23 protein-coding genes and 1 pseudogene are annotated in these 25,995 nt (G+C 67.1%); 8 read left to right on the plus strand and 16 right to left on the minus strand.

The genetic code is table 11. The features are described from left to right. Positions 1-38: 38 nt before the first annotated feature. From HV681_RS23145 to HV681_RS23155, 3 genes are all read right to left on the minus strand, one after another. A complete protein-coding gene (locus tag HV681_RS23145; RefSeq protein ID WP_175125316.1) occupies positions 39-1,199 on the minus strand; it encodes an MFS transporter in 1,161 nt (386 codons plus the stop codon). 100 nt (positions 1,200-1,299) lie between these two features. Next, a complete protein-coding gene (locus HV681_RS23150) occupies positions 1,300-1,812 on the minus strand; it encodes a MarR family winged helix-turn-helix transcriptional regulator (protein ID WP_175125202.1) in 513 nt (170 codons plus the stop codon). Between the two features lie 177 nt (positions 1,813-1,989). Beyond that, positions 1,990-2,448, minus strand: coding sequence for an HU family DNA-binding protein (locus HV681_RS23155; RefSeq protein WP_063954526.1), 459 nt, complete (start codon positions 2,446-2,448; stop codon positions 1,990-1,992). Between the two features lie 300 nt (positions 2,449-2,748). Here HV681_RS23155 and HV681_RS27950 point away from each other — a divergent pair, with 300 nt between their 5' ends. From HV681_RS27950 to HV681_RS23170, 4 genes are all read left to right on the plus strand, one after another. Then, entirely contained in the window at positions 2,749-2,985 is a 237-nt protein-coding gene (locus HV681_RS27950; protein WP_254595060.1) for a hypothetical protein, read from the plus strand. Beyond that, complete coding sequence (locus HV681_RS23160) at positions 2,873-4,027, plus strand: D-alanyl-D-alanine carboxypeptidase family protein (RefSeq protein ID WP_254595049.1); 1,155 nt, start codon at positions 2,873-2,875, stop codon at positions 4,025-4,027. Before HV681_RS27950 ends, HV681_RS23160 begins: the two co-directional genes overlap by 113 nt. 25 nt (positions 4,028-4,052) lie before the next feature. Beyond that, positions 4,053-4,601, plus strand: coding sequence for a hemerythrin domain-containing protein (locus HV681_RS23165; RefSeq protein ID WP_175125204.1), 549 nt, complete (start codon positions 4,053-4,055; stop codon positions 4,599-4,601). A 103-nt stretch (positions 4,602-4,704) separates the two neighbouring features. Continuing rightward, positions 4,705-6,474, plus strand: a complete 1,770-nt coding sequence (locus HV681_RS23170; protein WP_175125205.1) for a SulP family inorganic anion transporter — start codon at positions 4,705-4,707, stop codon at positions 6,472-6,474. A 71-nt stretch (positions 6,475-6,545) separates the two neighbouring features. Here HV681_RS23170 and HV681_RS23175 read toward each other — a convergent pair whose 3' ends face one another. From HV681_RS23175 to HV681_RS23200, 6 genes are all read right to left on the minus strand, one after another. Beyond that, on the minus strand, positions 6,546-7,313 hold the full coding sequence (locus HV681_RS23175; protein ID WP_175125206.1) for an ABC transporter ATP-binding protein: 768 nt from the start codon (positions 7,311-7,313) through the stop codon (positions 6,546-6,548). Continuing rightward, entirely contained in the window at positions 7,310-9,187 is a 1,878-nt protein-coding gene (locus HV681_RS23180; RefSeq protein ID WP_175125207.1) for an ABC transporter permease, read from the minus strand. Before HV681_RS23180 ends, HV681_RS23175 begins: the two co-directional genes overlap by 4 nt. Beyond that, positions 9,187-10,422, minus strand: coding sequence for an ABC transporter substrate-binding protein (locus tag HV681_RS23185; protein WP_175125208.1), 1,236 nt, complete (start codon positions 10,420-10,422; stop codon positions 9,187-9,189). Before HV681_RS23185 ends, HV681_RS23180 begins: the two co-directional genes overlap by 1 nt. Positions 10,423-10,607: 185 nt before the next feature. After that, positions 10,608-10,775 (minus strand): 50S ribosomal protein L33, encoded by a 168-nt coding sequence (rpmG, locus tag HV681_RS23190; protein WP_003810296.1) that lies wholly within the window; start codon positions 10,773-10,775, stop codon positions 10,608-10,610. A gap of 37 nt (positions 10,776-10,812) precedes the next feature. After that, positions 10,813-11,049: a 50S ribosomal protein L28 gene (gene rpmB / locus HV681_RS23195; RefSeq protein ID WP_076515521.1), complete on the minus strand. Its 237-nt coding sequence runs from the start codon at positions 11,047-11,049 to the stop codon at positions 10,813-10,815. A gap of 301 nt (positions 11,050-11,350) precedes the next feature. Continuing rightward, positions 11,351-12,550 carry a Bcr/CflA family multidrug efflux MFS transporter gene (locus tag HV681_RS23200; RefSeq protein ID WP_175125209.1) on the minus strand — a complete coding sequence of 400 codons (1,200 nt, stop codon included), beginning with the start codon at positions 12,548-12,550 and terminating at the stop codon, positions 11,351-11,353. Between the two features lie 157 nt (positions 12,551-12,707). Here HV681_RS23200 and HV681_RS23205 point away from each other — a divergent pair, with 157 nt between their 5' ends. From HV681_RS23205 to HV681_RS23215, 3 genes are all read left to right on the plus strand, one after another. Continuing rightward, entirely contained in the window at positions 12,708-13,976 is a 1,269-nt protein-coding gene (locus HV681_RS23205) for a class I SAM-dependent methyltransferase (protein WP_175125210.1), read from the plus strand. A 119-nt stretch (positions 13,977-14,095) separates the two neighbouring features. Then, positions 14,096-15,748, plus strand: a complete 1,653-nt coding sequence (locus HV681_RS23210) for an FAD-dependent oxidoreductase (RefSeq protein ID WP_175125211.1) — start codon at positions 14,096-14,098, stop codon at positions 15,746-15,748. Further along, positions 15,745-16,080, plus strand: coding sequence for a 4Fe-4S dicluster domain-containing protein (locus tag HV681_RS23215; protein WP_175125212.1), 336 nt, complete (start codon positions 15,745-15,747; stop codon positions 16,078-16,080). Before HV681_RS23210 ends, HV681_RS23215 begins: the two co-directional genes overlap by 4 nt. Before the next feature lie 13 nt (positions 16,081-16,093). Here the strand turns inward: HV681_RS23215 and HV681_RS23220 are convergent, their stop codons facing one another. The 5 genes from HV681_RS23220 to HV681_RS23240 form a co-directional block, all read right to left on the minus strand. After that, the gene (locus HV681_RS23220; protein WP_175125213.1) at positions 16,094-17,488 is read right to left on the minus strand and encodes an FAD/NAD(P)-binding protein; all 1,395 of its coding nucleotides are present in this window, start codon (positions 17,486-17,488) and stop codon (positions 16,094-16,096) included. Between the two features lie 68 nt (positions 17,489-17,556). Beyond that, positions 17,557-19,254, minus strand: a complete 1,698-nt coding sequence (locus HV681_RS23225; protein ID WP_175125214.1) for an amidohydrolase — start codon at positions 19,252-19,254, stop codon at positions 17,557-17,559. 1 nt (position 19,255) lies between these two features. Next, on the minus strand, positions 19,256-20,170 hold the full coding sequence (locus HV681_RS23230; protein ID WP_175125215.1) for an ABC transporter permease: 915 nt from the start codon (positions 20,168-20,170) through the stop codon (positions 19,256-19,258). Next, on the minus strand, positions 20,167-20,937 hold the full coding sequence (locus tag HV681_RS23235) for an ABC transporter ATP-binding protein (RefSeq protein WP_175125216.1): 771 nt from the start codon (positions 20,935-20,937) through the stop codon (positions 20,167-20,169). The genes HV681_RS23230 and HV681_RS23235 overlap by 4 nt, the downstream gene beginning before the upstream one ends. A 4-nt stretch (positions 20,938-20,941) precedes the next feature. Continuing rightward, the gene (locus HV681_RS23240) at positions 20,942-21,982 is read right to left on the minus strand and encodes an ABC transporter substrate-binding protein (protein ID WP_175125217.1); all 1,041 of its coding nucleotides are present in this window, start codon (positions 21,980-21,982) and stop codon (positions 20,942-20,944) included. 307 nt (positions 21,983-22,289) lie between these two features. Here HV681_RS23240 and HV681_RS23245 point away from each other — a divergent pair, with 307 nt between their 5' ends. Next, positions 22,290-23,315, plus strand: coding sequence for an ABC transporter substrate-binding protein (locus HV681_RS23245; protein WP_105240043.1), 1,026 nt, complete (start codon positions 22,290-22,292; stop codon positions 23,313-23,315). Between the two features lie 4 nt (positions 23,316-23,319). Here HV681_RS23245 and HV681_RS23250 read toward each other — a convergent pair. Both HV681_RS23250 and HV681_RS23255 read right to left on the minus strand, forming a co-directional pair. Next, a pseudogene (locus HV681_RS23250) lies at positions 23,320-24,487 on the minus strand (CaiB/BaiF CoA transferase family protein). Continuing rightward, complete coding sequence (locus HV681_RS23255; protein WP_175125218.1) at positions 24,484-25,806, minus strand: acyl-CoA thioester hydrolase/BAAT C-terminal domain-containing protein; 1,323 nt, start codon at positions 25,804-25,806, stop codon at positions 24,484-24,486. Before HV681_RS23255 ends, HV681_RS23250 begins: the two are co-directional and overlap by 4 nt. Positions 25,807-25,995: the final 189 nt, after the last annotated feature.

Genomic DNA, 25,995 nt, shown 5'->3' on the forward strand with positions numbered 1-25,995 from the left:
GGCGCGGTGGCGGTCAAAACCCCTGATTATAGGAGGTGCTAGGCGCTGGCAGGGGGCGAGGGCATTTCGGGGATGCGCGCACTGGGCGCAAGCGCGCCATAAGCCAGCGTGAGGGCCGCCAGGACGGCGCCCGCGATCACCACCGCGGGCCAGCCGAAATGGGCGTACAACCAGGACGAAACCAGCGAACCCGACGCGCCGCCGACGAAGTAGCAGGTGACGTAACCGGCGGTCAGGCGGCTGCGCGCCTCGGGCCGCAGGCGGTAGATGGAGCTGGTGTTGGTGACGTGTACGCCCTGGATCGCCAGATCCTGCACCAGGATGCCGGCCAGCAGAGCAAGCACCGACACCTGCCCGAAGGCCATCAGTCCCCAGGAACCCAGCAGAAGCAGCAGGCCAACGCGGGTGGCGAGGTTGCCCAGGCCGCGGTCGGCGAGGCGCCCGAAGCGGTTGGCGGCGTAGGCCCCGGCGGCGCCCGCCAAGCCAAACAGGCCGATGGTGGTGTTGCTGTATTCATAGGGCGGGCCAGCCAGAAGGAAGGTCAGCGGCGTCCACAGCATGCTGAAGGCGGCGAACAGCAGCCCGCCGATGAGGGACCGGGCGCGGAACAGGGGTTCCTCGACGAACATGCGCAGGATGGAGCCCAGCAGCTGCGGATAGCTCATTGCCGTGGGGCTCTGGTAGCGAGGCAATACGCGCCACAGGACGGCGGACATGCACAGCATCAGGATGGCGGCGACCCAATACACCGTGCGCCAGCTGCCCACGTCGGCCAGCGCGCCCGCCGCGGTGCGGGCCAGCAGGATGCCCAGCAGCAGCCCGCTCATGACCGTGCCCACGGCCTTGCCGCGCTCGTGGGGCGCCGCCAGCGTGGCCGCGAACGGCACGAGGATCTGGGCGACGACGGACAGCATGCCGGTCAGCGCGGTGCCGATGATGAGCATCGAGATGCTGGTGGAGAAGGCGGAAATCAGCAGGCCGCCCGCCGACAGCAGGTTCATCAGCACGATCAGCGAACGGCGCTCGAACATGTCGCCCAGCGGCACCAGCAGCATCAGCCCCACGGCGTAGCTGAGCTGCGCGGTGGTGACGATCGTGCCGGCCGTTGCGTTCGAAATCGAGAACTGCTGGCCGATGGTGTGCAAGAGGGGCTGCGCGTAATAATTGCTGGCGACGGCCAGGCCGGTCGCCACCGACATCAGGAGGATGATGGGGGCGGTGAGGGTCGGGGTGGTTTGTTCGGGGGAAGTCACTGATCTGAAGCGCAAATGGTATTGAAGATGAAGCGGTCGCTACGGGTTACGCACCGACGCTGCCGGGCGTGTCCTGGTCCTGCTTGAGCAGCAGTTTCTTCAGCAGACCGGCCAATTGGCGGCGCTCGGCCGCCGACAGCGGTTCGAGAAATTCATTCAGATCGGCCAGATAGTCCTTGAGCACGACCTTGATGACGCGCAGTCCTTCGGCGGTGAGCGACACGATGACGCCGCGCCGGTCCTCGGGATTGGGGCTGCGCACGAGCAGCCCGGCCTGTTCCAGTCTGTCCAGGCGATTGGTCATGGCGCCGGACGTGAGCAACAGGGCTTCGACAAGCTTTTGCGGATTCATGGCGTGGGGGGCGCCGGTGCGGTAGAGCGTGGCGAGCACGTCGAATTCGCCTTGGTGCAGGTTGTATTGGCGAAAGGTGCGGTTGACGTTGCGGGCCGCGAAGGCATTCAGGCGGAAGAGACGCGCAACGACCGACATGGCGGAGAAGTCTTGCGACGGGCACTCTTTGGCCCACTGCGAAATCACGAGATCGACGAGGTCATTCATGGCGAGTGGCTGTTGTTTTAATGTGAAGTATCTTCACGTAAAGACAAAATTCTAGCAGCGGCTCGGGATCAACGCAAAGCGTGGGCGGCACAATGCAAAGCACGCGTGAAAAAAAGAAAGGCCCGCCTCTTGCGAGGCGGGCCTTTCCGGCTTGACCGGAGACTGCGCGTAATGAAATTACTGCGCGGCGTCCTTCAGCTTCTTGAGCGGGCGAACCTTCACCTTGACCGAAGCCGGCTTGGCGGGGAACCAGCGCTCTTCGCCCGTGAACGGATCCTTGCCGAAGCGCTTGGCCTTGGCGGGAACCTTTTGCACGGCAACCTTGAACAGGCCGGGCAGCGTGAATTCGCCAGCGCCCTTCTTGTCCACGGAACCCAGCACCGAAGTTTCCAGGCTGGCCAGGACGGCCTTGACCGACTTGGCTTCGACGCCCGATTGCTCAACGATGTAGGCGATGAGCTGGGTCTTGTTCATCGCGGCCTTGATGGCCTTGGGGGCGGCAGCGACCTTCTTGGCGGCGACGGCCTTCTTGGCAGCCGGCTTCACGGCGGGCTTGGCGGCAGTTGCCTTCTTTGCGGGCGCCTTGACGGCGGTCTTGGTGACTTTCTTGGCAGGAGCTTTAGCTTTCGTGGCCATGGTCAAAATCCGTATGTTGAGGACATGGAGCAGCGCGTGCCGGATATCGGCATTTGACGCTACGCGCCCGATGATAGCGGAAGAGTGGCGGTAAAAGCGGCTTTCCAACGGGTTTTAAGCCACTGTTTGTTGTTTTCGACGCAGAAAAGTGCTTTCTGCAAGGGGTTTCGCAAGATGTCGTGACATTCGCCGGCGTTTTCGCGGGCCATAGCCGCAGGCCGCGCGCGCGATGGAAAACGCTGCGAAGGCGCGCGGTCAGACGCCGTCGCGAGGCATGCGGATGAACCTATCTGGCGGCGCATGTTCCAATTGCGGGCGGCGCGCGCGGCAGCAGGCGCGGAAAGTGCCTGGAATCAGGCCTTTCCCTTGCAATCGCGCGCACCCGAAGAAAACCAGAACATGGAAGTGAAGCAGCTATATGTTGATGAAGAAGTTGGCGGCGAGCCTGCTCGTTGCGACCGCTTGTATGTCCAGCGCAATGGCGCAATCGATGCCCGCGCCAGCGCTGTCGGCCAAGGCCTGGCTGCTGCTGGATGAAACCAGCGGCCAGGTCATTGCGTCGCACGCGGCCACGACGCGCATCGAGCCGGCGTCCCTGACCAAGATCATGACGGCCTATGTGGTGTTCGAGGCGTTGACCAAGAAAGAGCTGACGGCGAACCAGCTCGTCACGATCTCGACGCGGGCCTGGAAGGTGCCGGCGGGGAGCTCGAAGATGTTCCTGGAGCCCAACTCCAAGGTATCGGTGGACGACCTGCTGCGCGGGCTGATGATCCAATCGGGCAATGACGCGGCCGTCGCGCTGGCCGAGGCCGTGTCGGGCAGCGTCGAAGCCTTTGTCGAACGCATGAACGACACCGCCGCGCGTCTGGGCTTGCACGCTACGCGTTTCGCCAGTCCGCACGGGCTGCCGGATCCGAATACGTACTCCACCGCGAGCGACCTGTCGATCCTGGCCACGCGCTTCATCCGCGATTTTCCTCAGCTCTACAAGACCTACGATTCGGCCAAACAGTTCACCTTCAACAAGATCACGCAGCCCAACCGCAACCGGCTGCTGTGGCTGGATCCCAGCGTTGATGGGTTGAAGACCGGACATACGGCATCGGCCGGCTATTGCATCATTGCCTCGGCGCGCCGGCCCAATGGCAGCGATCAGCGGCGGCTGATCACGGTGGTGGTCGGCACTGCGTCCGACAAGCTGCGCACGCAGGAAAGCCGCGAGTTGCTGGAATGGGGCTTCCAGGGGTTCAATACCATCAAGCTCTACGCGAGCGGGCAAACCGTCGCGACGCCGGAGGTCTGGAAGGGCGAGGCGGACAGCATGAAGGTCGGCTTCTCGCGGGACGCGTACGTCACCGTGCCCGCCGGCGCGAAGGTCGAATCGGTCTGGGCGCCGCAGGCGCCGCTGGTTGCGCCGATCGCCGCGCAATCGACGGTGGGCGAACTGCGGGTGACGGTCGACGGCAAGCCCGCCATGCACTTCCCGGTTGTCGCGCTGGAGCCGGTGGCCGAGGCGGGCATTGCCGGCCGCGCGTGGGATTCCATCCGTTTGTGGTGGCGCGGCACGCAGGGATAACGCAACACGATTTCGGAGGTAGGCGATGGCAGTGAGCTTTCCAGGCGGACCGGCCGCGGCGCCGGGCCCTGACGATCCGCTGGCGCTGCTGTCGGCGTGCCACGGACGCATCGCGCGCCAATGCGCCACGCTGGCGCGGCTGGCGGCGCACCTGCCCGCGCATGGCAGCGACGCTGCGGCGCAAACTGCCGCCACCAGTGTGCGCCGGTATTTCGACACGGCCGCCGCCCATCACCACGAAGACGAAGAAGAGGACCTGTTTCCCGCCCTGATCGATTCCATGGCGGGGTCCGACGCGGTGTGCCTGCACGCGCTGGTTGACGGTCTGATGGCTGATCATCGGCATTTGGCCGGACTGTGGGAACCCCTGCGCGAGACGCTGTCCGACATCGCGGCGGGTCGGCCGGCGCAATTGCCGGCGCAGCAGGTCCAGGCCTTCACCGACGCCTACAACGCGCACATCCGGCGCGAAGAGGACGAGCTGCTGCCGATGGCGGCGCGGCTGATTTCTGACGATGCGCTGGCCGCGATCGGCCAGGCCATGAAGGCGCGCCGCGGCGGTGAAGCGGGCTGATCCGCTGATTGCCGCGTTGCGTGGTCAAGGTCGAGCGTTTACCCTAGCCGGACCGGCGTGAACGCCGATGCCCAGGGAACAAGACAGGATGATGCAGGGGGGAATGAACGTCGCGCGCCGGCTTTTCGGCTCGTGGGTGGACGACGTCAACCGGTTGACGCTGCGCGCCGATCTGGCGGCGGGCCTGTTGGGGGCGTTGCTGGTGCTGCCGCAGGGCGTTGCGTTTGCCACGCTGGCGGGCCTGCCGCCGGAGTACGGCCTGTATTCGGCCATCGTGCCCTGTATCGTGGCCGCATTGTTCGGCTCCAGCCGCCATGTGATGTCGGGCCCGACCAACGCGAATTCGCTGGCGCTCTTTGCCGTGCTGGCGCCGCTGGCGGCTGCGGGCAGCCCCGCCTACATCCAGCTTGCACTTGCCGTGACCGTGCTGGTCGGCGTCATGCAGTGGCTGGTGGGTGTCTTGCGGCTGGGATCGCTGGCGCACTTCATATCACCGTCGGCGTTGTTCGGCTTTACCAGCGGCGCGGCCGTGCTGATCGCGGTGCATGCTTTGAAGGACGCGCTGGGCCTGCCGTCGCCAGAAGCGCACGGCGCGGGGGCGGTGCTGGAAAGCGTCGCCACGCATCTCGGGCAGGTGCATCCCGGCGCCTTGCTGGTGACGCTGGTCACCCTGGTCACGGCATTGCTGGCACGCAGGTTCGACAAGCGCAAACCTTACATGCTCCTCGGCCTGGCTGCGGGGACGTTCGCGGCATGGGTTTTCAATACGTGGATCCTGGCCCCCGGGGACGCGCCGGTTCCCGTGCTGGGCGCGATCGCGCAACCGTGGCCGCCGTTTCATGTGCCCAGCGTCGACTGGCGCGCGCTTCCCGATCTGCTGAGCCTGGCGTTCGCGCTGACCATCGTGGCGCTGGCGCAGTCCATTTCCATCGCCAAGGCGGTGGCGACGCGTTCCGGGCAGCGCATCGACGCGAACCGCGAGTTTGTGGGGCAGGGTCTGTCCAACGTCGTCGGCGGGTTCTTTTCCTGTTATCTGTCGTGCGGATCGCTCAATCGGTCCATTCCCAACTTCGAGGCCGGCGCGAAGACGCCGCTGGCGTCAGTGTTTTCCGCGTTGTTGCTGATGCTGCTGGTGGCGGTGTCCGCCCCGTTGCTGGCGTTGATTCCGCATGCCGCGATCTCGGGGTTGCTATTGCTGGTGGCCTGGACGCTGCTGGACGTGCCGCGCTGGCGGCACCTGCTGCGCACGCAGCCTGGCGAATGCGCCATCGCCGGCGCCACGCTGGCCGCGACGATCGCCATCCGCATGGAAGTGGCAATCCTGCTGGGCACGGTGCTGTCGCTGATGGTGTATCTGCACCGCACGTCGCGGCCGGCCATGCGCACGATGGGATTTGATTCGCGCGGGCTGGATCGCCGCTTCGTCGTGCTGGAGCATCAGCCGGACGCGTTGCCGGAATGTCCCCAACTGAAGCTGCTGCGCATGGAAGGGTCGGTATATTTCGGCGCGGCGGCGCACGTGGCGCAGCGGCTGCATGACCTGCGCTCGGCGCCCGGCGCGCCCCGCCATCTGCTGATCATGGCCAAGAGCATGAATTTCATCGACCTGGCCGGCGCGCAGGTCTGGGACGACGAACTGGCGGCCCGGCGCGCGATGGGCGGCGACCTTTATTTCCACCGGCCTCGGCCAGAGGTCATGGACATGTGGCGCCGCACAGGATTTCTGGAGCGGCTGGGCGCCGATCACATCTTTCCGGACAAGGCGACGGCATTGCATGCGATCTACGCGAAGCTGGACCGGAACATTTGCGCGGGATGCACGGCCCGGATTTTCTGGGAATGCCAGCCGGACAGCCCGCAGCGGGATGGGTGATGCGATGGTTGCGGCGGGCTTGTTGACGCAGGCGCCGTCGCGGTCCTGACGGTCCGCGGCCCGCGTTGACGTCAGGCGCCTTGCGGCGCTTCGGTGCCCAGATAAGCGGCCTTGACCCGCTCGTCAGCCGCGATGGCGGCGGGAGCGCCTTCGGCCAGCAGGCCGCCGCGCACCAGCACCGCAATGCGATCTGCGTGCTTGAACACGACGTCCAGGCTGTGTTCCGTGAACAGGACGGCAAGGCGTTGCGTATCCGCCAGTTGGCGGGTCAGGCGCATCAGCGCGTGGCGTTCGTTGGTGGCCATGCCGGCCGTGGGCTCGTCCATCAGCAACAGACGCGGCTGGTGCGCCAACGCCATCGCAAGCTCCACCCGTTTGACGTCGCCATAGGCCAGCGTGCCGCAGGCCTCGTCAGCCTTGTCCGCCATCTGCACTTGCGACAGCAGGGTCCTGGCTTCATCAACGGCATGGCGGGCGGCGCGCCGCCATGGATTGAAGAGCAGCCGGTCGCGAGACAGCAGGGCTGTCTGCACGTTTTCAAGCACGGTCATGGACCGGAACGTGGCCGCGGTCTGGAAGCTGCGGCCCACGCCCAGCCGGCAGATCTTGCCGGCCGACAGGCCAACAAGCTCCTGCCCGTCCAGCCGAACCGAACCCGAATCCGGGCGCAACTGCCCGCCCAGCACGTTGAAGCATGTCGACTTGCCCGCGCCGTTCGGGCCGATCAAGGCCAGCATGTGTCCGGCGTGCAGGTCAAACGATACGTCGGCCAGCGCGTCGATGCCGCCGAAGGATTTGCGCAGGTTGCGCACCTGCAGCAGGGGAGCTGCCGTCGTCATGCGGACCTCCTGCGCAGGCGGGCCGCCGCGCCGGCCAGCCCTTCGGGGAAGGCCATGACCAGCGCCAGGATGGCCAGGCCCAGCACTGCGTGCCAGTATTCGGTGCTGCGCGCCGCAGCATCCTGCAGCCAGGTGTACGACGCCGCGCCAACGAGCGGACCGGCCAGCGTCTGGATGCCGCCCAGCAGCACCATGACCAGCCCGTCCACCGAGCGGCTTACCGCCAGCACGTCGGGCGCGATGCTGCCCTTGGAAAATGCGTAGAGCGATCCGGCCAGGCCCGCCGCGAACGAGGCGGCCACAAATCCGGCCCACTGGATGCGGCGCGTGTCCATGCCCAGCGCTTCGGCGCGCAAGGACGAATCGCGCACGCCGCGCAGCGCAAAGCCCAGCGGGGAAAACGCCAGCCGCCGCAGCCACCAGACCCCGGCCGCGCACAGCACCAGCGACAGGTAATAGAACCACGGTCCTTGCGAGAGCCATGCCGAGGGCCACAAGCCGGTCAGCCCGTTGCTGCCGCCGGTCACGTCATCCCATTGATAGGTGAGTGCCCACAGGATCTGCGCGACGGCCAGCGTCAGCATGGCCAGGTACACGCCGGACAGGCGCACGCAGAACCAGCCGAACACCAGCGCGCCAAGGGCTGCGGCGAACGGGCCGAGCAGCAGCGCCGCTTCCATGGGGATGGCGGCCAGTTTCAGCAGCAACGCGGCGCCGTAGGCGCCCAGCCCGAACCACGCGGCGTGGCCGAACGAGGTCATGCCGGCCAGTCCGGTCAGAAAGTGCAGGCTGGCGGCAAACAGCGCGGCGATCAGGATCTCGGTCATCAGGATGCTGAGATAGGGCCAGTACAGCGTGGCGACGGGCACCAGCGCCAACAGAACCAGCAGCACGGCGTAGGCCAGACGCAGCCGAGGCCCAGCGGGAGCGATGGGGCGTTCGGGCGGACCGGCGTGTGAGGCCGGCGCGGGCGGCTTGCCCATCAGGCCCCAAGGCCGCACGACCAGCACCACGGCCATCACCGCGAATTCAGCCAGCAGCGTGAGCTTGGACAGGTTGAATACCCAGGGGCCGATGGCGACCTGGCCCAGGAACACGAACAGCGCCTTGACCGAACAGATCAGGACGGCCGCCAGGAACGCGCCCGGTATCGATCCGAGCCCGCCCACGACCACCACCACGAAGGCGCTGGCGATGATCTCCAGGTCCAGGCCCAGCGTGGCGGGCACGCGCGGCGCGGCCAGCGCGCCGCCCAGGCCGGCAAGGAAGGCGCCCAGCGTGAAGGCCGACGTGAACAGCCAGGCCTGGTTCACGCCAAGCGCCGCGAGCATCGTGCGGTTTTCAGCGGCGGCGCGCAGCAACCGGCCCCAGCGCGTGCGCATGAGCAGCAGCCACAGCAGGCCCAGCACGATGGGACCGGCGGCGATCAGCAGCAGGTCGTATTCGGGGTAGCGCCGGCCCAGGATTTGCACGGCGCCCGACAGGCCCGGTGCGCGGGCGGAGAAGAGGTCTTCGGGACCCCAGACCGCCAGGGCCACATCGCCGATGATGAGGACCAGCGCGAAAGTGGCCAGCAACTGGAAGAGTTCGGGGGCGCGATACAGGCGCTTGAGCACCAGCAGCTCGGCCGCGGCGCCGATCAGGCCGGTGGCCAGCGCCGCCAGCAGCAGCCCGAACCAGTAGCCCGCGCCGCCGCCGAAGTGGCTGGTGAAGGTCCAGGCCAGATACACGCCCAGCATGTAGAACGAGCCGTGCGCGAAGTTGACCACGCGCGTCACGCCAAAGATCAGCGACAGGCCGGCGGCGACCAGAAACAGCGCGCTGGCGTCGGCCAGGCCATTGAGTAGCTGCAGCAGCAGCCCGGATACATTCATCAGCGGGCCGGCGCCGGCCGCATCTTGCGCACCTGCTCGTCAGGCGGTTGCAGGCGGGCGCCGTCGATGTACGCGAAATCCTTCATGATGCCCTTGCCGTCTTCGACCGCCGTCACGCCCACATAGACGCCCATCGTCGATTGATGGTCGATCTTGCGGTACTGGATGGGGCCATAGGGCGTGTCCACCTTCAGGCCGGCAAAAGCGTCGACGAGTTTTTCCGTGTCGACGGAACCGGCGGCCTTCAGGCCCTGCGCAATGGACATCAGCGACGCATAGCCGACGACGGAACCGACCTTGGGCGTCTCATTGAAGCGCTTTTTATAGGCTTCGACGAAGGTCTTGTTGGCCGGGGTGTCGATGGCGTACCAGGGGTAGCCGGTGACGATCCAGCCGGTGGGCGTGTCGGCGCCCAGCGGTTCCAGGTACTCGGGTTCGCCGGACAAGAGCGACACGACGGGCATGTTTTCAAACAGGCCGCGCGTGTTGCCTTCGCGCACGAAGCGGGTCAGGTCGGCGGCGAACAGCACGTTGAAGATGGCGTCGGGCTTGGCGTCGGCCAATGCCTGCACGACCGCGCCGGCATCCACCTTGCCCAGCGGCACGGCCTGTTCGGCGACGAATTCGACGTCGGACTGGAACGACTGCATCATGGCCTTGAACGTGGCTACGGCGGATTGGCCGTATTCGTAATTGGGATAGACGATGGCCCAGCGCTTCTTGCGCAGCGCGAGCGCCTTGGGGGCCAGCGCCGCCACGTGCATCCAGGTGGAGGGACGCAGGCGGTAGGTATAGCGGTTGCCTTCCTGCCAGGTGATCTTGTCGGTCAACGGCTCGGCGGCCAGGAAGAAAACCTCTTGCTGCTTGGCGAAGTCGGTCAGTGCGAGACCCGTGTTGGAAAGAAAGCCGCCGAACAGCAGCTCGACTTTTTCGCGCGCCAGCAGTTCCTGCGCGGCGCGGACCGAGTCGCCGGGGTTGCCGTTATCGTCGCGCGAGATAACCTCGAGCTTTCGGCCCAGCACGCCGCCCGCGGCGTTGACTTCTTCAAGCGCCAACTGCCAGCCCTTCTTGTACGGGCCCAGAAAGGCGGGAATGGCCTTGTAGCTGTTGATCTCGCCGATGCGGATCGGCGGTTCCTTGTCTTTCGCGGCGGCGGGGGCGGCCGGCGTCAGCGCCAGGGCGATGAGAGCGGGCGCAACGGCGCGGCGCAGCAGGGTGAGGCAGGGACGGATCATGGCGGGTTATCGCAGCGTTGAATGAATCGGGCCCCTGCGCGCGCCTGGGGCGCCGCGGGTGCGGCCTAATTGAAACATGGCCTCCAGCGCGGCGGCAAATGGCGGTGGAAAACGAATGGCAAGAAAATAACGGCAATAAAAAAGGCCCTGCATGACAGGGCCTTTTTTGCGGGATACCGGCTGAATTACTTCAGCTTGGTTTCCTTGTAGTCGACGTGCTTGCGAGCGACCGGATCAAATTTCTTGATCAGCATCTTCTCGGGCATGTTGCGCTTGTTCTTGGTGGTCGTGTAGAAATGACCCGTGCCGGCGGTCGACTCGAGTTTGATCTTTTCGCGGATACCTTTGGCCATGTCGTGCTCCTAGTATGTAGATTGGCGGGGCGGCCGATTAGGCCAGTTCGCCGCGGGCACGCATGTCGGCCAGCACGGCTTCGATGCCGTTCTTGTCGATCGTGCGGATGGCCTTGGCCGAAACACGCAGGCGAACCCAGCGGTTTTCGCTTTCAACCCAGAACCGGCGCGATTGCAGGTTGGGCAGGAAGCGGCGCTTGGTCTTGTTGTTCGCGTGCGAAACATTGTTGCCCACCATCGGGCCTTTGCCGGTCACTTGGCATACGCGTGCCATGGATGCACCTCTTTAGTGTCGTTCTTGCCGCGCATCGCTTCGGGGGGTAGACGGGGGTTTAGCCGCCGGGCTGTGTGGGCTGCGCTGTGCGCTGCCTTGGCCGGCCACCCAGTCTTAGTGGATGAGGGGGAAAGTGATTTCACCCCAGTGCTTATACCCGCTGCCTGCCACCCGCTTGAATTCACAACACGCGGTTGGGGGTCAGAGTGCTGAACTACAAAGCATAGTAGTCCCGCACGGGAAACTTCATGTGAAGACCGCGATTCTAATACGGAATTCTTAAATAAATCAAGCCAAAGGACTAAGTCGTGTGCGAACGCGCCACACGGCCGGCCGTCCAGGACAGGCAGGCGCAGGCCGCCAGGGTGGTCGTCAGGGGCAGGGCGGTGTCGGCCTGCCAGGCGCTGACGGCAAAACCCGCCAGGGCGCCGCACGACAATTGAAGCGTCCCCAATAGCGCCGACGCCGCGCCCAGGCGCTTTCCCTGGTCCGACAGCGCGAGTGCCGCCGAGTTGGGGTTCACGAAGCCCTGGCTGCCCATGTAGGCGATCAGGCACAGCATCAGCAACGGCAGCGTCATCAGGCCGGCCAGTGTCAGGGCGACGGCGGCGAGGCTGGCGCAGGCCAGCGTGACCAGCGCGCGGCGCTGCAGTTGTCGCGGCGTGTGGGTGCGCAGCAGGCGGGCGCTGATCTGCGAGCAGATGATGAGCGACAGCGCATTGGTGCCGAACAGCAGGCCGTAGTACTGCGGCGGCACGCCGTAGAGTTCGATGAAGACGCGCGGCGAACCGATGATGTAGGTGAACATGCCCGCCTGCCCGAACCCGCCCGCCAGGCTGTGCGCCATGAAGCCGCGGTGCGCGAAGAGGCCGCGGTAGTTCTGCAGGATGGTGCTCCAGCGCAGCGGCACCACGCGGTCCGGCGTGAGCGATTCGTTCATGATCATGATGACCGCGGCCATCAGCATCGCACCGCCCGCCAGCATCACCCAGAACAGGCTGCGCCACGAGGTGATGGCCAGCAGCTGGCCGCCGATCAGCGGCGCGAGGATGGGCGCGAGGCCCATGATGAGCATCAGCAGCGACATCGCGCGTGCGGCTTCATGGGTTTCGTAATGGTCGCGGATGACCGCGCGCGGGATCACGATGCCGGCCGCGCCGCCCATGGCCTGCACGACGCGCCAGCCGGTCAGGGCTTCGACCGAACCCGACAGCGCGCATCCCAGCGAGGCGATCATGAACAGCGTCAGGCCCACCAGCAGCGGCGGCTTGCGGCCGTAGCGGTCCGCCATCGGGCCGTAGAACACCTGCGCCAGCGCCAGGCCGATCAGGTACGCGGCCAAGGTGCGTTCGACATCGCCGCGGGCCACGCCAAGGTTCGCCGCGATCGTGGGGAACGCGGGCAGATACATGTCGATGGCGAACGGGCCGATGGCCGTCAGCGCGCCCATGAGAATGAGCCAACCGGGCAGGCTGCTGCGGGTAGATTGCATTGGGGGCATGTAGATCGCGGTAAAACGCAGGGACAGGGCGCGTGGCAGTGCAGAGGCTGTATTCGCCGCGCCAAGCCGGGGACTTTATCATGGGCGGGCTTACAGGAAGATGGCGGGCATTTTCCGTTAGCGTCCCTGGTGTCCCTATGCATCCGGAGGATAAGCCGTGAATCCTTTGCTATCTGTCGTGGAGCGCAAACTTCAGGCCTTGCCTGTTCCCGTCCAGCTTGTGCTGTCCGATGGCGCCGTGCTCGGCCCACCCGACCCGCGCGTGCGGTTCGTGACGCATGACAAGACCGCGTTGGCGCATCTGGCCGAAGGGGCCGTTGGCGTGCTAGGCCAGGACTATGTCGAAGGCCGCATCGATATCGAGGGCAGCATGCGCGATGTGATGGCGGCGGCCGCTGCCCTGCTGCCTGGCTCTCCGATGGACGCGGCGCGCGGCGGCTGGCTGACCGACCTGGTGCGCAAGGTGATGTCGGTGTGGCGCCATTCCATCGAGCGCGACGCCCGGCAGATCGAATTTCACTACGACCTGTCCGACGACTTCTACGCGCTGTGGCTGGATCCGCGCCGCGTGTATTCCTGCGCGTACTTCCGCGAACCGGGCATGACGCTCGCGCAGGCGCAGGAAGCCAAACTGGATCTCATCTGCCGCAAGCTGCGCCTGGCGGCGGGCGAGCGCTTCCTGGATGTGGGCGCGGGGTGGGGCGGGCTGCTGCTGTGGGCGGCCGAACGCTACGGCGTGGACGCCACGGGCATCACGCTGTCGCGCAACCAGCACGCGCACGTCAGCCGGCTGATCCAGGAAAAAGGCCTGTCCGATCGCGTGCGCATCGAACTGCTGGATTACCGCAAGCTGGACGCATCGCAGCCCTACGACAAAATTGCGTCGGTGGGCATGTTCGAGCACGTGGGCCGCGCGCAACTGCAAAGCTACTTCGCCACGCTGCGCCGCCTGCTCAAGCCGGGCGGGCTCATCATGAACCACGGCATCACCGCCGCCGGCGTGGATAACGCAGAACTCGGCAACGGCATGGGCGAGTTCATCGAGAAGTACATCTTCCCGGGCGGCGAGCTGACGCACGTCAGCGTCGTGATGCAGACATTGGCCAACGGCGGCCTGGAAGACCTGGACGTGGAGAACCTGCGTCCGCACTATGCGCGCACGCTGTGGGCGTGGAGCGATCGGCTGGAAGCGCGGTTGCCGGACGCGGCGCGCATTCTGGGCGCGGACCGGGGCGAGCGCTCGCTGCGCGCCTACCGGCTGTATCTGGCCGGTTGCGCGATGGCCTTCGAGCATGGGTGGATCGCGCTGCATCAGATTCTTGCGCAGCATCCCGCGACGGGGCGCGCGGATGAACTGGATCTTTCCGCCGATCTGTCGTATCCGTGGCGGCGGGACTATATGTACGGAGACCCGCCCGGGCAGTGATGGCCGGACAAAGCGCATCACCCCGGTGATTTGCAAATCGCCGATCCGTCGTTCGTGACGGCGGACTGGCGGCATACCATCGAACCTTCCTATTGCAAGCAATCACAGCAGGGGGTTTCATGGCCGGCAAACACGCGGCGCCGCAAGGCAGCGCCAATTCGGGCTACGAGGCGGATGTGCTGGTCATCGGCGGCGGCCCCGCCGGGACGTGGGCCGCGGTCTGCGCCGCCCAGGCCGGCGCAAGCGTCATCCTGGCGGACAAAGGCTATTGCGGTTCGTCCGGCGCCACGGCGGCGGCCGGCACCGCGGTCTGGTATGTCGATCGGGATCCGCAGAAGCGCGCCGCCGCGATGGCCAGCCGCTACGACATGGGCGGCCGCCTCGCGGACCATGGCTGGATGGGCCGTGTGCTGGACCGGACGTGGGACGGCATCAATACCCTGGCGGACTGGGGCTATCCCTTTCCGGTGGATGCCGACGGTGTGTCGCGGCGCAATTCGCTGCAAGGCCCGGAATACATGCGGCTGATGCGCAAGCAGGTCAAGCAGGCCGGCGGCAAAATTCTCGATCATCACCCGGTGTTGGAGCTGCTGCGCGATGAGCACGGCGCGGTCGCCGGCGCGGCGGGCGTGGACCGCCAGCGGGGCGGTGCGTGGTCGGTGCGCGCAGGGGCGGTCGTCATCGCCACGGGCGGTTGCGCCTTCCTGAGCCGGGCCTTGGGCTGCAACGTGCTGACCGGAGACGGCCTGCTGATGGCGGCCGAATTGGGCGCGGAGCTGTCGGGCATGGAGTTTTCCAATGCCTACGGCATCTCGCCGGAATTCGGCTCGGTGACCAAGACGCTGTTCTATAGCTGGGCGACCTTCACCGACGCCGATGGTGTGCCGATTCCGGGCGCGGCGTCCAAGGGTGGGCGCTCGGTCATCGCGCGGGAACTGCTGCGTCAGAAGGTCTACGCGCGCCTGGATCAGGCCGACGAGGCCACGCGGCAGGCGATGCGCGCCGCCCAACCGAACTTCTTCCTGCCATTTGACCGCAGCGGCATCGACCCGTTTACGCAGCGCTTTCCCGTGACATTGCGCCTGGAGGGCACCGTGCGCGGCACGGGTGGCCTGCGGCTGGCGGGGCCGGATTGTTCGACCACCGTGCCGGGGCTGTACGCCGCTGGTGATGCCGCAACGCGCGAGCCCATCTGCGGCGGCTTTACCGGGGGCGGCAGCCATAACGCCGCCTGGGCCATTTCGTCCGGGTCCTGGGCCGGCGCCGGCGCTGCCGGCCATGCGCTGGCCGCGCGCGGCCGCGGACGTACCTCCATCGCGGCGGGGGCTGCGGGCCTGCGCGGGAACGGCGCGCGTGCCGCGGATGCGGCCGCGCTGGTCAAGGCGGTGCAGGACGAGGTCATGCCATTCGAGCGGAACTATTTCAGGACGGCGGACGTGCTTGAGCCTTCGGTCGCCCGGCTGGACACGCAGTGGCACGCCTTGCGGTCAGCGGCGCCCGCGGCCGCGGTGGATCTGCTGGCCACACGCGAGGCGGCGGCCATGCTGGCCACGTCACGCTGGATGTACCGCAGCGCGCTCGCCCGCCGCGAGACGCGCGGCATGCACAAACGCTACGACTATCTGGAACAGGACGCCGCGCAATACCATCACCTGAGCGCTGGCGGGCTGGACGAGGTGTGGGTGCAGCCGCGCGCGGTCGACGGGGGCGGCGTGCAATCCACAACGCAATCCGTGCCGCAATCCGCACCGCAAACGAGGCTGGCGGCATGATCGAGCTCATCAGCGAGAGCCGTTGCACCGGCTGCAACATCTGCGTCCGGGTGTGCCCGGTCAACGTGTTCGACATCGTGGAAGGGGCTGCGCCGGTCATCGCGCGCCAGGACGCCTGTCAGACCTGCTTCATGTGCGAGGCGTGGTGCCCCGAAGACGCCATGTACGTGTCGCCCCAGGCCGACGCGCCTGCGCCGGTGGCCGAAGACGAGCTTGTGCGGGCCGGATTGCTGGGCAGCTACCGGCGTCAGATTGGCTGGAACCGCGAATCGCGCGATCTGCGTGCGGCGGACCAGTCGTTCAAGCTGCTGGGGGGCGGGCCGGCGCGTTAGTCCGGCTGGTTCGTCAGCGGGTTTCCCGCCGCAGGCGTTGCGCCAGACGCGCGGCCAGGGGCGCCGCCCGCGCGCGCAGCGCGGGCACCGAGGTCACTTCCCAGAACACGCCCCGCGTGGGCAGCCCCAGCGCAAACAGCGCGGGCGTCTGCCGTGCGTCGGCGGCGGGGACTTCGCCGTCCGCCGTCACGTGCAGCCCCAATCCCAAATCGTTGATCCGCGCGTGGCCGTCGCGCAGCAGACCCGCGATCAGCGGGTCGTTGCGCAGCGCGATGCGCTCCTCGGGACCGGTCGCGTTGATGACCCAGTCCGCCGTGATGGCAGATGCGGGCTGGCCGGCGCGTTGCAGCGTGACGTGCAGCCGTTCGTTCTCCGTGGCGGCCGACAGGATGCGCGCCGCGGTGCGGCGTAGCTGGCCGCTGTCTTGCGCGGCTTGCAGCCGGGCGAGGGCCGCGGGATCGGCGCGATGGCGGAACACCATCCAATACGGGCGCACATGGCGCAGAAAGCGCGCGCGGTCGGCCAGCGTCAGGCCATCCCACAGCGTGTCCGCCTGGCGCAGCACGGCATCCATGGTGGGTTGCCACGGACGGGAGTCGGCCAGATCGGCCCCGATGGCGCCGCGCACCGTGCGGTAGAGGTCGCGAAGGGCTGGTGGATCGCGGGACGGATCGAACAGGAAGGGGCGCGGCGCGGCCGGGTGAGTGGGCAAGGTCTCGGGCTGCGGAAGCAAGGCGCGACGCGAAACCAGATGGATGCGCCCGCAATGGCCCGTGTGCAGCAGTTCCAGCACGACGTCCACACCGCTGGCGCCCGATCCGGCCACCAGGACCGCATCGTGCTTGCCGATGCGGGACAGCGACCGTGCAAGCCACGGATTGCCGATGCTGCGCGGATGGTTCGCCAAGCCCGGCAGCGCACGCGGCAGCGCGTTGCCCTGGCACAGCACCACGGCGTGGGCGTCGTGCCGCTGGCCGTTGTCCAGCAGCAGCTCCCAGCGCGCGACGCCGCCCGGCTTGACCCGAAGCCCTCGTACTTGGGCGGTCACAAGCTGGACATAGCCGGCGCGCACTGCGTCGAACAGGTGCGACGACAGCCATTCGCCGTATACGGCGCGCTCGACATACCGGTGGCCATGCGACTGCGCCGTGCCGCCATCACGGTCGGCCAGCCATTGCAGAAAGCCGTCGGCGTCGTCCGCATGCCAGCCGCCCATCTTGTGCGCCGGCACGTTCAGGCGGTGCCAGGGCGACGTGGCGCTATAGGCCGCGCCGCGGCCGAAAGCGCCCGCGCCGTCGTAGAGCGTCACGCGGATGCCGTGCAAACGGGTCAGGTGCAGGGCGAGCAGCGTGCCTGCAGCGCCGCCGCCGACGATCGCCACCGGCGAAGTCGAGGCAGGCGAAGTCAAAGAGGATCGAATCGAAGCCGACGAAATTGAAGCCATCGCGATCAAAGCCGGCAACCCCGATGCCGGCATCACGATGAAACCGCGTCCGGCCCGCCGTGCACGATGTGCCCGCCCACGATAGTCATCGTGCAGCGAACTTCCCGCCACGCCGCGGCCGGCAACTCGATAGGGTCCTGATCCAGCACCGCCAGGTCCGCGGCGAACCCCGGCGCGAGCGGGCCCTTCCAGTCTTCGTCGAAACTCAGCCGGGCGCCGGCCACGGTGAACGCGCGCAGCGCCGCGCGGGCCGTCAGCGTCTGCCCGTCGCCAATGACGCGCCCCGTCATCCGCTCCTGCCGAACGCCGGCGACCCACAGCGTGTGAAACGGATCATAGGGAATATTGTCGGTCGCCAGCGACACGTCCAGCCCCAGCGCCAGCATCTCGGCATGCGGCACCACGCTTTCACCGCCATCGGGGTCGTCCAGGTACGCCGCGCCGCCTTTCCACAGGAAATACGTGGGAATGGTCGTGACCAGCACGTCCAGCGCCTTGAGCGCCTTCAGGTCGTCGATGCGCGAGCGGGCGATGTGCTGGACGACCCAGCGGCGGCCGGCCAGCCGGAACCGGGCATTGACCTCGCGCAGCACTGGAACGACCTCGTGCAGCTTGTCGGAGACGATGACGTTGACGCGCAGGTCATGTTCGGCAGCCAGCAGGCACAGCGCCCGGAAATCCGATGGCGTGACCGCCTGTTCGACGAAGCCGGACCAGCCGGTGTCGGGCAGGTTGGCACGTGCGCAGCAGGCCACGACGGGATCGCCGCCATACGCAATATGGATGCCGCTGACCCGAAACCACGGGTCGCCCAGTCCGCGCCCGCGCGCGGTGGCCAGCCAGTCGCGCATGGCGCGCGCCGCCTCGGCCAGGTCGCTCCACGCCGGACTCACGACCAGTGTGGATCGCATGGTCAGCTCGCCGTCTTCCCACAGCTTGCGATAGACCGAGATGGTCTCGGGCGCGCAGCCGTGGCCTTCATAGATGCTGGTGGTTCCCTTGGCGTGATAAAGCCGCTGCGAGATGCGCAGGCCCTTCAGTCGATCTGCAAAGCCAAAGCGCGGCACGTCGGGCAGCAGGTCGAATTCGACGGCGGGGCGGGCGTTGCGCTCGACGATGCTGCCATCCAGTTCTCCGGCGGCATCGCGGCCCAGTTCGATGCCGCTGCAGCGCGGCTGCGATGCCGGCGTCAGGCCATTGCGCGCCAGCGCAAGGCTGTTGAGCGCGCCGCTGCCGGGCGGCTTGCCCCAGTTGCCGAAGGGCGCGGGGATGTAGACGGGGTGGTCGGGCGCCGCGGCGTCCAGTTCCTGCCGGCTGGGCAGCCGGCCTTCCGCCAACTGCGCCGCGCCGCCGAAGAAATAGGGGGGCGTGCCCACCGGCATGGTGACGATGTATTCGCCGGGCGGCGTCAGCCGCGCCTGCTCGCGCACCACCTGCAACACGTCTGCCACGCTGCGCGCGTGCGTCAGCGAGGGGCGCAGTGTTTTCAGCCCCTCGCGCTCCATGTGGGCATGGCTGTCGTTGATGCCAGGGATCACGGTCGCGCCCTGCAGGTCCAGCACCTGCGAATCGCCGTCGGCCAGCGCCAGGGCTTCCTCGTCGTAGGCCGCAACCCGGCCGTTGGCCAGCGCGATGGCGTGGGCCGAAGGCCGGGCGTCATGAAACGTATGGATGCGCGCGTTGCGCAGCACTACCGTGCGGGGTTCTGCCCGCTTGTGCGGAAGGCTCATGTCAGGAGGCGCTTTGATACCAAGGGAAGAGCCGGCGCGCTGCCCACACGAACAGCCGGTCCGCCAGAAAGCCGAACGTGCCCAGCAGCACCAGGCCGATGAACATGATCTCCACCTGAAAGAGCTGATGGCCCAGCGACATCATGTAGGCGATGCCACGGGTCGAACCCGATAGCTCGGCCGCTACCAGCACGATCAGCGACACGGCGATGGCCTGCCGCACCCCGGCCAGGATGAAGGGCAGGGCGGCGGGCAGGATGACGAGAAAGAGCGTACGCAGCCTGCCCGCGCCCAACGCCGCCGCGGACCGCAGGTAGACGATGTTGGTGTCGCGCACGCCGATGAAGGTGGTGATCCAGATGGGAAAGAACGCACCCCAGGCGATCAGCGCGATCTTCGGCAGCTCGCCGATGCCGAACCACAGCACCGCCAGCGGAACGACCGCCAGCGACGGCACTGAGCGAAAGCCATGCAGCACGGGTTCGCTCAGATGGTGTAGAAACGCGATCCGCGCCGTCAGGATGCCGGCGGTGATGCCGAGGATCAGCGCGATGCTGAATCCTGCCGCGGCCCGCGTGAGGCTGGCTGTGATGTGGCCCGCCAGTTCGCCCGATTCGATCAGCGGCAGCGCGGCCTGCAACACGCGTGACGGCGGCGGAAAGAGCGCCGGGTTCATCCACGAGAACACGTGAGGAATGGCTTCCCATCCCAGCAGGAACAGCGCGATGCCGGCCAGGTTGAGCAGCAGCCGCCGGCGGCGCCGGACGCGTTCCGCATGTGCGTGCGCCAGTTGGAAGCGGTCGGCCAGTCCCGCACGCGCGGGCGGCGCATCGCCGCTGGCCGCGTGATCGGCTCGGACGGGAATATCGGGGGTCGTTTCGGCCACGGACTCGCGGCGCAGGGTCAATGAGTTCATGCCGCCTGCCTTTGGGCGCCGGCCGCCAGCGCGGCCTCGATCCGGTTGTAGTGTTGGGCGAATTCAAGGGATCCGCGCTGCCGCGGGTAGTCCAGGCCAATGCGGATGTCGTCGCTGATGGTCCCGGGGTGCGGGGCCATTACGACGACGCGCTGCGCCAGGAAGATCGCCTCGTCGATGTTGTGGGTGACGAACACGACCGATACGCCGGTCTCCTGCCACAGCCGCAGCAGGTCCTTTTGCAGCGCGGCGCGGGTCATGGCATCCACGGCCGCAAACGGCTCGTCCATCAGCAGAACCTTCGGTTCGACGACCAGGGACCGCGCCACGGCGATGCGCTGGCGCATGCCGCCGGACAACTCGTGCGGATAGCGGTCTGCGGACGCAGCCAAACCCACGCGCTCCAGCGCCGCCAGCGCGCGATGACGGCGTTGCGGTGCGGCGACCGATTGCGCGCGCAGGCCGAATTCCACGTTCTGCCTGGCCGTCATCCACGGGAAGAGCGCATATTCCTGGAACACCACGCCGCGTTCGGGACCGGGGCGCTCCACCTGATTGCCATGAAATCGGACCGCGCCGTCGGTAGGCTGCAGAAAGCCTGCCAGCAGGTGCAGCAATGTCGTCTTGCCGCAACCCGACGGGCCGATCAGACACGTGAATTCGCCGGCCGCCAGGTCCAGCGACACCTCGTGCAGCGCCTGCGCGGGCGCGTTGCCGCGCGTGGCAAAGAACTGCGACACGCGCTGGAATTCGATCAGGGCGCCCATGCCGTCAGGCCAGTTTGACGCGGTCGGGCGCGGCGGCCGACAGCGGCGCGTCCTTGATCGCGGCGCGGAACAGCGCGCGCAGGTCGCCGGCGGGCGCGGGCGCCAGCTTGGCGTCGATAGCCCACTTGGCCTGGTTCACGAGGTCGTCCACGAAGCTGTCATCGAATCCCACCTTGAACTCGAATACCGACGTGGCCTGCTTGACCTCCGCAGGCGTGCTGCGGATGCGCGTGGCGATCAGGTCGGGCCACGCCGGATCCTGCGCAATGCGCTTCTCAGCGTCGAGCAACGCCCCGATCGCGTCCTTGACCAGCGCCTGGCGCGTGTCCAGCGTGTTCTGGTTGACCAGCAGCAACTGGTGGCTGCGGAAGAATTTTTCGTAGCCGTCCTGGGTCAGAAAGAACGCCTTGCCGCCGCTTTGGCGCACCGCGGCGTTGCCGGCCTGCGCGGTCCAGGAAAACGCATCGATGTCGCCGCGCACCAGCGCGCCGATGAGATCGGTGGGCGCCAGGTTCACCTGCGTGATGTCGCTGGCGGACAGCTTTGCGAATTCCAGATATTTGGCCAGTGCATACTGGCCCGACGTGCCGGCGGGCGTGCCGATCTTCTTGCCCTTCAGGCTGGCGGGCTTGTCGGCGGCGATGCCGCTGCCTTCGCGCGCAACGATCTTCATGTCGTACGAGTAGCGGCTGAAGTTGGCCAGGATGCCGGGCTTGAGTCCCTGCAACACGGCAAAGACCAGCGGCGTATCCGTGGTGGTGGAGAAGTTGGCCGAGCCGGCCAGCAGGGCCTGCATCGAGTCCCGTCCGGTCGGAAAATCCAGCACCTTCAGATCCACGTTGCGCGCCTTCCAGTAGCCCGCGCTTTCGGCGACGAACGGCAGCGCCCACGTGTAGCCCGCGCTGCCGGAGGCCAGCGTGGCCTGCTCGCGGGACTGGGCGAACGTCACGCCGGGCAGCGCGCCAGCGGCCGCCACCGAGCCGATATGGAACAGCAAACGCCGGCGCGCGGCGTCGATGGAAGGCAGCTTCTTGTACGAACTCATGATTCCAAACCCCGATATGCATGTGAAATAGCTTGGGGTCATGCTACGGAGCGAAGGCTGCGCCGACAAAGAATATCTGGACATATGCTTGTTTCCTTCGGCTGCGCTGGCGCGTTCGGCGTGGGCATTGCGGCTGCGCTGAGCGGCCTGCCATCGACGCTATTTGGATAGCAGAAATAGTTCGTTTCTCCGCCGCGCGCGCGTTGCTAGGATCGCCGGTCAACCTACGTTGCAACCCTGCGTCGCCACCCTACATCGCGAATGACGCGGCGTGGCGAACCCACCGGCCCAAGGAGCCCGCGACCTCATGTCCATCAATCCCTTTCCCCTGCGGCGCTTTGCGGCGACCTCCGCGCTGGCTTTTGCAACGCTCGCCGCGGCCGCCGCACCGGTGCATGCCGAAGGCACGCTGCGCGTGGCGCAGCAGTTTGGCATCGCCTATCTGATCCTTGATGTGGTCAAGGACCAGAAGCTGATCGAAAAGCACGGCAAGCAGGCCGGCGTGGACATCAAGGTGGAATGGGCACAGATATCTGGCGCATCGGCCATGAACGAGGCGCTGCTCGCCGGTGCGCTGGACATGGTGTCGGCCGGCGTGCCGCCCGCGCTGGTGCTGTGGGACCGCACGCGCGGCAAGCAGAACGTGAAGCTGGTGGCGGCGCTGGGATCGTTGCCCAACTATCTGCTGAGCAACAATCCGGCGGTGAAGACGCTGGACGACTTCGGCGCCAAGGACCGCATTGCGGTGCCGGCCGCGGGCGTCGGATTCCAGTCGCGCACCTTGCAGATCGAAGCGGCCAAGCGCTACGGCAAGGACAACTTCAAGCGTTTTGACGACATCTCCATCAGCCTGCCGCATCCGGACGCCACGACCGCCCTGATTTCTGGCGGCCTGGAGGTGAATGCACATTTTTCCAGCGCGCCGTTCTACTACCAGGCGCTGGAGCGCAATCCGGCGGTGCACAAGGTGATCAGTTCGTACGACATTCTGGGCGGCCCCGCGACGTTCAACGTGCTGTACACCACGCAGAAATTCCACGACGCCAATCCCAAAACCTATAACGCGTTCTACGCCGCGCTAGCGGAAGCCGCCGCATGGATTCCCGCGCACAAGGACGAGGCCGCCGCGATCTTCATCCGCCAGCAGAATTCCAAGCTGCCGGCGGATTTCGTGAAGAAGATCCTGGACGATCCCGAGAACCAGTTCACGATCACGCCGCAGCAGACGAAGGTATATGCCGACAAGCTGCGCGAAATCGGCGTGCTGCAAGGGCAGGCGGAAAGCTGGAAGGATTACTTCTTCGCGCCGGCCCACGCCGCTGCGGGTAGCTGAGGGTCTAGTCGAGCAAGCCGTGCGCCTGCGCGCGCTCAAGCGCGGCGGGCGGCAGCCAGCGGCCCAGCGCAGCCAGCGCCGACGTGCTGCGCAATGGCGCCGCGACCGGCGCGATCGGCGGCGCCTTGCTGCGGCTCAAGCGCGGCGCGGGCGCAGGTTGGGCAATGCCGTCAACCTCGATAAACGTGCCGCGCGCGCAAGTGCGGGTGATTCGGGGCTTCGTCAAAATTCAGCACCGGCGCAAAGCACGCATCGGTTCCTTCCAGCCGCGCGGTCCATTCGTCGCGCGAGCGGGCGGCAAAGGCTTGCGCCAGCTGCTCGCGCAGCGCCGGCCAGCGGGCGCGGTCGGATTGCCAACCGGCCAGCTCCGGCGGCAGTTCCAACAGCGTCAGTAGTTGCTTGAAGAACTTGGCCTCCAACGGGCCAATGGAAACATAGCGGCCATCTCGGCAGGCGTACACGTCGTAGAAGGGCGCGCCCGAGTCGATCAGGTTGGTGCCGCGTTCGGCCCGCCACATGCCCGCCGCAGCCAGCCCGTGAAAAGCGGTGGACAGGGACGCCGCGCCGTCGACCATGGCCGCGTCCACGACTTGTCCCAGACCGCTGCGCGCGCGTTCGATCAGCGCGGCCAGGATGCCCAGCGCCAGATACAACCCGCCGCCCGCGAAGTCGCCAAGGAGCGCCAGCGGCGGCGTGGGCGGCTGGCCCTGCCGGCCGATCGCGTCAAGGGCGCCGGTGATAGCCAGGTAGTTGATGTCGTGTCCCGCCGACTGGGCGAGCGGCCCGGACTGTCCCCAGCCCGTGACCCGGCCATAGACCAGGCGTGGATTGCGCGCGAGGCACGCGTCCGGCCCCAAGCCCAGCCGTTCCATCACGCCGGGACGGAAGCCTTCGATGAGGGCGTCGGCGCTTTCCACGAGGTCCAGCACCAGCGCCGCGGATTCCGGCCGCTTGAGGTCCAGTTCAATCGACGTGCGGTTTCGCAGCAGCAGGTTGAAGCGCGGTTCGCGCTGGATGCCTTGCTCGACGGGATCCCGACGCTGGATGCGCAGGACCGTCGCGCCCATGTCGGCCAGCAGCATCGCCGCCATCGGCGCCGGACCGATGCCTTCCAATTCAATGACGGTCACGCCCGCCAGTGCGCCCGCGCCGGGCGCCTGCTGCGCGCTCATGCGGTGGCTGCGGTGCGTTCAGCGACCGCGGCCGCCAGAAAGCGCTGCACCGCCGCCCACGAGTCCGCGTTGGCGCGCGCGTTGGCGGCCGCGTCGCCGCCGCCGGTCAACACGATGCCGGACACCGCATGCGCGCGCGAAATCTCGGTGGTGGGCACACCGGGCGCCTGCAGGGCGTGCCCGGCGTCTGGATAGTCCAGGTGCGCCACGGCGTGCGGATGGCCGGCCGCTTGCAGGGTTTGTGCCACGTCGGCGGCGTACCGGGTCGATGGCCAATAGCCGTCGTCGCCTGCGGACAGCACCAGGACCGGACCCGCTATCCGTTCCACCGGAATGCGGGCGCGCGCGACGGCGGCCGCATCCTGCTGGGCGTTCACGAACGCCTGCGCCTGGCGGCGGGGCTCGGGCAGGCTGTCGACGAGGCCCCAATCCTGCGCGGCGTTGTTCTCCCAGACGTGCGCCAGCGGCTGGCCCGCCTGCGTCCAGGCGGGACCGAAGCGGCCCGTGCCCGGCTTGCCCGCGTTCAACACGCCATGTACGACCGAGCTGGGTACGTAGGCGATCACCGCCGATACGGCCTGCGGATACAGGCTGCCCAGCAGCAGCGCCAGTTCGCCGCCGCGCGAATGGCCACTGACGGCGATGAAGTTTTCAACAGGCCTGACCGTCGCGCGCAGCCATTGCAGCGCGCGCTCGAAGTATTCCAGCGGAATTTCGGAAAGGTAGTCAGGCAAGCCGGGCGCGCCGAAGTAGCCCAGCGCCAGCGCGGCATAACCGCGCGACGCAAAGAGCGCGGCCCGTGCTTCGTTGATGCCGCCGCCCGATCCGTTCAACACCACGATGGCCGGATGCGGGCCGGGACCGGCGGGGGTATACAGCACGCCCACCAGTCCGTCCTCGTTCAAGGGCTGCCGCGTGACGCCGCTGTCGACGTGGCGCTGTTCGAAACGGGCGGACGCGTGATTGCCGTGCGTGTCGCTGGCCGAGGCGCGTACATGGATGACGCCGTCCGCGCCCTCGGGAGCGGGCAGGTCCTCGGTGTCGCCAGCATCGCTGGCATGCGCCGGGGACTGCGACCAGATCGGACCCTGGCCGTCGGCGATGCGGTAGCCGCCGGATACGGGCGCCTGCCCGGACACGTCGACCGTCCCCTTCGCATCGGCGAGGTAGGTGTTGCGGCTGCGCCAGACCTCGCCATCAGGCTGTCGCGAAGTCAGCGTCAGGGTCACGGCGGAATGCGGATGAAAGCCCTCCAGCGAGAAGACGCGGGGCACGTCGATCAACGCGGCGGCGGGGGTGACGGCAAGACGGGCTGGCATGCTTCGAGTATCCAATTGGGGCGTGAAAGCCCCTGAACATAGGTGCGCAACATTCCGCTGGCTACGAAGATTTCCGCATGCCGATAGCCGGTTTTCACCTAAGGACTGCACGCCATTTGCAGATGGGAAATCGTTCGTTCCCATGCATGTGCATGACGCATAAGCTGCGAAGCATGATGTCGTTTCGCC

Origin of the sequence: Achromobacter animicus (genome assembly GCF_902859585.1) — a bacterium.
Lineage (GTDB): Bacteria > Pseudomonadota > Gammaproteobacteria > Burkholderiales > Burkholderiaceae_B > Achromobacter > Achromobacter animicus.

Bases quoted from the DNA above. Each gene is read 5' to 3' on its own strand.
- HV681_RS23210 (WP_175125211.1), top strand. From the start codon at position 14,096: ATGGCCGGCAAACACGCGGCGCCGCAAGGCAGCGCCAATTCGGGCTAC.
- HV681_RS23215 (WP_175125212.1), top strand. From the start codon at position 15,745: ATGATCGAGCTCATCAGCGAGAGCCGTTGCACCGGCTGCAACATCTGC.
- HV681_RS23245 (WP_105240043.1), top strand. From the start codon at position 22,290: ATGTCCATCAATCCCTTTCCCCTGCGGCGCTTTGCGGCGACCTCCGCG.
- HV681_RS23230 (WP_175125215.1), bottom strand. From the start codon at position 20,170: ATGAACTCATTGACCCTGCGCCGCGAGTCCGTGGCCGAAACGACCCCC.
- HV681_RS23235 (WP_175125216.1), bottom strand. From the start codon at position 20,937: ATGGGCGCCCTGATCGAATTCCAGCGCGTGTCGCAGTTCTTTGCCACG.
- HV681_RS23165 (WP_175125204.1), top strand. From the start codon at position 4,053: ATGGCAGTGAGCTTTCCAGGCGGACCGGCCGCGGCGCCGGGCCCTGAC.
- HV681_RS23200 (WP_175125209.1), bottom strand. From the start codon at position 12,550: ATGCCCCCAATGCAATCTACCCGCAGCAGCCTGCCCGGTTGGCTCATT.
- HV681_RS23145 (WP_175125316.1), bottom strand. From the start codon at position 1,199: ATGTCGGTGGCGACCGGCCTGGCCGTCGCCAGCAATTATTACGCGCAG.
- HV681_RS23170 (WP_175125205.1), top strand. From the start codon at position 4,705: ATGAACGTCGCGCGCCGGCTTTTCGGCTCGTGGGTGGACGACGTCAAC.
- HV681_RS23185 (WP_175125208.1), bottom strand. From the start codon at position 10,422: ATGATCCGTCCCTGCCTCACCCTGCTGCGCCGCGCCGTTGCGCCCGCT.
- HV681_RS23225 (WP_175125214.1), bottom strand. From the start codon at position 19,254: ATGAGCCTTCCGCACAAGCGGGCAGAACCCCGCACGGTAGTGCTGCGC.
- HV681_RS23155 (WP_063954526.1), bottom strand. From the start codon at position 2,448: ATGGCCACGAAAGCTAAAGCTCCTGCCAAGAAAGTCACCAAGACCGCC.
- rpmB (WP_076515521.1), bottom strand. From the start codon at position 11,049: ATGGCACGCGTATGCCAAGTGACCGGCAAAGGCCCGATGGTGGGCAAC.
- rpmG (WP_003810296.1), bottom strand. From the start codon at position 10,775: ATGGCCAAAGGTATCCGCGAAAAGATCAAACTCGAGTCGACCGCCGGC.
- HV681_RS23150 (WP_175125202.1), bottom strand. From the start codon at position 1,812: ATGAATGACCTCGTCGATCTCGTGATTTCGCAGTGGGCCAAAGAGTGC.
- HV681_RS23160 (WP_254595049.1), top strand. From the start codon at position 2,873: ATGAAGAAGTTGGCGGCGAGCCTGCTCGTTGCGACCGCTTGTATGTCC.
- HV681_RS23255 (WP_175125218.1), bottom strand. From the start codon at position 25,806: ATGCCAGCCCGTCTTGCCGTCACCCCCGCCGCCGCGTTGATCGACGTG.
- HV681_RS23175 (WP_175125206.1), bottom strand. From the start codon at position 7,313: ATGACGACGGCAGCTCCCCTGCTGCAGGTGCGCAACCTGCGCAAATCC.
- HV681_RS27950 (WP_254595060.1), top strand. From the start codon at position 2,749: ATGTTCCAATTGCGGGCGGCGCGCGCGGCAGCAGGCGCGGAAAGTGCC.
- HV681_RS23180 (WP_175125207.1), bottom strand. From the start codon at position 9,187: ATGAATGTATCCGGGCTGCTGCTGCAGCTACTCAATGGCCTGGCCGAC.
- HV681_RS23240 (WP_175125217.1), bottom strand. From the start codon at position 21,982: ATGAGTTCGTACAAGAAGCTGCCTTCCATCGACGCCGCGCGCCGGCGT.